The organism is Saccharopolyspora sp. NPDC002686 (assembly GCF_040295745.1).
In the GTDB taxonomy this organism is placed as follows: domain Bacteria; phylum Actinomycetota; class Actinomycetes; order Mycobacteriales; family Pseudonocardiaceae; genus Saccharopolyspora; species Saccharopolyspora oryzae.
The window spans coordinates 1-4,572 of record NZ_JBEOVY010000488.1 but is presented as its reverse complement, the minus strand read 5'-3'; the positions used below and the strand labels follow the sequence as shown (position 1 = coordinate 4,572).

Below are 4,572 nucleotides of genomic sequence, written 5' to 3'. Positions count from 1 at the left end.
AGCGGTTCGACGTGCTCGGTTTCGCGTTGGCCGCACCCGGGCTCGGACTGGTGATGTACGCGCTGGAATCGGTGGCGGGGAGCGGACTCGGCTCGCCGCACGTCTGGGGTGCCGGGCTCGCCGGGGTGATCTGCCTGGCGCTGCTGGTCAAAACCCAGCTGCGGGCCCGGGAACCGATGCTGGACCTGCGGCTGCTCGGCGACTCCTCGTTCCGCCGCGCGAGCCTGATCCTGTTCGCGTGCGTGGCCGGATTCCTCGGCACGCTCTACGGATTCACGCTGCTGTTCCAGCAAGGATTGGGCGCGTCGGCCTGGGAGACCGGGCTGGTGACGCTGCCGAAGGCGGTCGGGCTGATGATCGCCTCCCAGCTGGTCGGCTGGGCGCACCGCAGGTTCGGCGCGCGCCGGGTGATCGCCACCGCGATGCTCGGCGCGGCGATCTCGTTCGCGCTGCTCAACGCGATCAGCGCGGGGGACTTCTGGTTCGCCGCGTTCGTGCAGCTGCTGACCGGGTTCTTCGTCGGCGCGGCCTCCGCGGAGCTGCAGGTCGTCGCCTTCGCCACGATCAGCAAGTCCGCCACCGGGGGCGCCTCGACGCTGTTCAACGTGCAGCGGCAGGTCGGTTCCGCGCTCGGCGTGGCGCTCACCGCCTGCGTGCTGGCCGGTTCGCCGGGCTTGGACGGCTACCACCTGGCGATGTTCGTGTCGGCCGGGTTCGCGCTGGTCGGGATGGTGCTTGCGTTGCGCATCAAGGAAAAAGCACCCGAGAGGCAGCCGGTTGCGGTAGCGCGCTGAGAGATCTGAGCCACCGGGGGGAAGACAATCGGTGGATCTATGGTTAGGCTTGCCTTAACTGACATGATCGTTGGTGGACAGGAAGGAACGCATGGTCGATGGGTACCGCGGACCGAGTCCGGCACAGCCGGCCCCCAGCGCGCAATCTCCAGGTGCTGCGCACCGCTGAGCTGAGCCCCTCGATGCGGCGGGTGACCCTCGGCGGTGAAGAGCTCGAAGGCTTCCTGGACCAGCACAGCGGTCCGAACATCAAGGTCTTCGTGCCGCAGCAGGGCCAGCGGCGGCCGGTGCTGCCGACGCTGGACGAGGAGACCGGCCGCTACCGCTGGCCCGAACTGCACGAGCGCCCGACCATGCGCACCTACACCGTCCGCCGCTACGACGAGGCCCGCGGCGAGCTCGACGTCGACTTCGTGATGCACGGCGAGCACGGCGTGGCCTCCAACTGGGCGCGCAACGCCCGGCCCGGCGACCACCTCGGCGTGATGGGACCCGGCGGCAAGATCTGCCGGGCCGCCGACTACTACCTGCTGGTCGGCGACGAGACCGCGCTGCCGGCGATCTCCAGCATCGTCGAGGGCCTGCCGCCCACCGCGCGCGGCCAGGTGCTCGTCGAGATCGGCGGCGCCACCGAGCAGCAGCACGTCTCGTGCCCGCCGGACCTGCGGTGGACCTGGTTGCACCGCGACGGCGTCCCGGCCGGGCGCTCGCAGCAACTGGTCGACGCCGTGCAGCAGCTGGACGTGCCCGCCGACGTGGACGTGTCCGCGTGGGTCGCCGGGGAGTCCGGCATCGTCCGCGGCATCCGCCGCCACCTGCGCAACGACCGCGGCATGGACGCGAAGTCCGTGCTCGCCATCGGCTACTGGAAGTACGGGCTGGCCGAAACCGAATACCACGACAAGCACAACCACGACCGGGACTGACGGACGTGGACCGGGGTCCGGCGCGAACGCTCGATTCGCGCCGGTGAATCCGCGTGCCCGCGAACGGGCACCAGCGAGGCGAGGGGACAACGTGTCTGCCGTACCGAGCGAGGAAGAAGTCCACGACGTCCTGGGGATCGGTTTCGGACCGTCCAACCTGGCGCTGGCGATCGCGCTGGAGGAGCACAACCGCACCGCGCCCGCCGCCGACCGGCTCACCGGGGTCTTCTTCGAGCGCAAGCCCGAATTCGGGTGGCACCAGGGGATGCTGATCGACGGCGCCACCATGCAGGTGTCGTTCCTCAAGGACCTGGTCACCATGCGCAACCCGGCCAGCGACTTCTCCTTCCTGAGCTACCTGCACGACAAGCAGCGGCTGGTCGACTTCATCAACCACAAGACGATGTTCCCGACCCGCGTCGAATACCACGACTACCTGGAGTGGGCGGCGGAGCGCGTGGCCGATTCGGTGCGCTACGACGCGGAAGTCGTCGAACTGCACCGCTCCGGCGAGCTCTTCGAAGTGGTGGTCCGCGTCGGCGGGCAGCTGGAACTGCACCGGGCCCGCAACGTCGTGCTCGCGGTCGGGTTGGAGGCGAGCCTGCCGGACGGGGCGGAGCGCGGGGAGCGCGTGTGGCACAACCTCGACCTGCTGCACCGCGTCGACGAGCTGACCGAGCCACCGCGTCGATGCGTGGTCGTCGGAGCCGGCCAGAGCGCTGCGGAGGTCACCGAGTACCTGCACCGGACGTTCCCGGCGGCCGAGGTGTGCGCGGTGTTCAGCCGGTACGGCTACAGCCCGGCCGACGACAGCCCGTTCGCCAACCGGATCTTCGACCCGCAGGCGGTCGACGACTTCCACACCGCCTCGCCCGAGGTCCGCCGCGAACTGCTGGACTACCACCGCAACACCAACTACTCGGTGGTCGACCTGGACCTGATCGAAGACCTCTACGCCCGCTCCTACCAGGAGAAGGTGCGCGGCGAGGAGCGGCTGCGGATCCTCAACGCCTCCCGCGTGCGCGACGTCGTGGCCGGCGACGACGGGGTGGCGGTGACCGTCGAGTTCCTGCCGTCGGGGGAGCGGGCGGAGCTCGCCGCCGATCTGCTGGTGTACGCGACCGGATGCCGCCCCCGCGACCCGTTCCCGCTGCTCGGCGACACCGCGCAGGACTGCGAGCGCGACGAGCACGGGCGCCTCCAGGTGGAGCGCGACTACCGGCTGCGCACCACGGCGGACCTCCCCGGCGGCATCTACCTCCAGGGCGGGACCGAGCACACCCACGGCCTGACGTCGTCGCTGCTGTCCAACGGGGCGGTCCGAGCCGGCGAGATCCGCGACTCGATCCTCACCCGCCGATCCCGCCCGAAGACCGCTCAACCGGACAAGGCCGTCACCTACGCCTGATCCAGTTCGGGGCTCCGTTCGCACTATTCCCCTGCGTCGTCCGTGTCAAGTCGAAACTGCAGTTTCAATTGAAACTGCGGATCCCAGCCACGGCGGATCACAGTTTCAATTGAAACTGCAGTTCTCCGGCGGCGTGTCGGGTGGGGGATGCGGGGAATCGGGGATGGGATTTCCGAGGGATTTTTGGGTTGAAGAGTGGGGTTTCGCCGAATTCGGGAGTTCTGGGCCGGTTGTAACCGCGGGCACAGGTGGGAACAAGGTGCGGGGTCGGGTGGTTGGACGTTGAGATGGACACCAATGCGACTCCGGAGCGCGCCGAGGGCGGTAGCGCGACCGCTGACCAGGCCGATCAGATCAGGGGCGTTGCGCGCGGTGACTCGCCGGTGCCGCTGTCGGTGCTCGACCTGTCCACCGTCGGCGTGCAGCACAGCGCCTCCGACGCGCTGAGCACCACCACCGAACTGGCCCGCCGGGTCGAGGAGTGGGGCTTCCAGCGGATGTGGCTCGCCGAGCACCACGGCATGCCCGGCATCGCCAGCTCCGCTCCGGCCGTCGTGATCGCCCACCTCGCCGCGCACACCAGCACCCTGCGGCTGGGATCGGGCGGCGTGATGCTGCCCAACCACGCACCGCTGGTCGTCGCCGAGCAGTTCGGCACGCTGGAGGCGCTGCACCCCGGGCGCATCGACCTCGGCATCGGCCGCGCTCCCGGCACCGACCAGGCCACCGCCCGCGCCCTGGGCGCAGGTCCGCTTTCCGCCGACGTCTTCCCGCAGCAGCTCGGCGAGCTGCTGGCCTTCCTCGGCGACGACTTCCCGATCGACCACCCCTACGCGGCGATCCAGTCCGTCCCGAACGGGCCGGTGCCGCCGGTCTGGCTGCTCGGTTCCAGCGGGTTCAGCGCGCAGCTGGCCGGTCAGCTCGGCCTGCCGTTCGCCTTCGCGCACCACTTCAGCGCGCAGAACACGCTGCCCGCGCTGGAGCTGTACCGGCGGTCCTTCCAGCCGTCCTCGGTGCTCGACGAGCCGTACGCGCTGATCGGGGTCCAGGCGGTGGCCGCCGACACCGACGAGGAAGCGCTGGACATCGTCCGCCCGATCGCGCTGAGCATGCTCCGGCTGCGCCGCGGCATGCCGGGCAAGCAGCCGACCCGGCAGGAGGCGCGCGAGTACGCCTACATGGAGCTGGAGCAGAGCTTCGTCGACAGCTGGCTGGAGGACGCGGTCTACGGCTCGCCGGAGACGGTCCGCGCGGGCCTGGACGAGCTGCGCGAGCGCACCGGTGTGCAGGAGCTGATGCTGACCGCCAACGTGCCTGACCGCGACACCAAGCTGAACTCGTTCGAGCTGGTCGCCAAGGCCTACCGGATGATCTGACCCCAGCCGTTCGGCCTGGTCAGAGCCCGTGAGTACTTTGGGGTGCTATAGCGACTCAAAGTACTCAC

Annotated in this window: 4 protein-coding genes; all 4 read left to right on the top strand. The window is 69.7% G+C overall.

The genetic code is table 11. The features are described 5' to 3' along the window. A partial coding sequence (locus tag ABTZ89_RS36140; RefSeq protein WP_351053460.1) for an MFS transporter occupies window positions 1-794 on the top strand: 794 nt, incomplete at its 5' end. Window positions 795-892: 98 nt separating this feature from the next. Beyond that, on the top strand, window positions 893-1,720 hold the full coding sequence (locus ABTZ89_RS36135) for a siderophore-interacting protein (protein WP_270950537.1): 828 nt from the start codon (window positions 893-895) through the stop codon (window positions 1,718-1,720). A gap of 91 nt (window positions 1,721-1,811) precedes the next feature. After that, on the top strand, window positions 1,812-3,128 hold the full coding sequence (locus tag ABTZ89_RS36130) for a lysine N(6)-hydroxylase/L-ornithine N(5)-oxygenase family protein (protein ID WP_351053457.1): 1,317 nt from the start codon (window positions 1,812-1,814) through the stop codon (window positions 3,126-3,128). A gap of 287 nt (window positions 3,129-3,415) precedes the next feature. After that, on the top strand, window positions 3,416-4,504 hold the full coding sequence (locus ABTZ89_RS36125; protein ID WP_351053454.1) for an LLM class flavin-dependent oxidoreductase: 1,089 nt from the start codon (window positions 3,416-3,418) through the stop codon (window positions 4,502-4,504). Window positions 4,505-4,572: the final 68 nt, after the last annotated feature.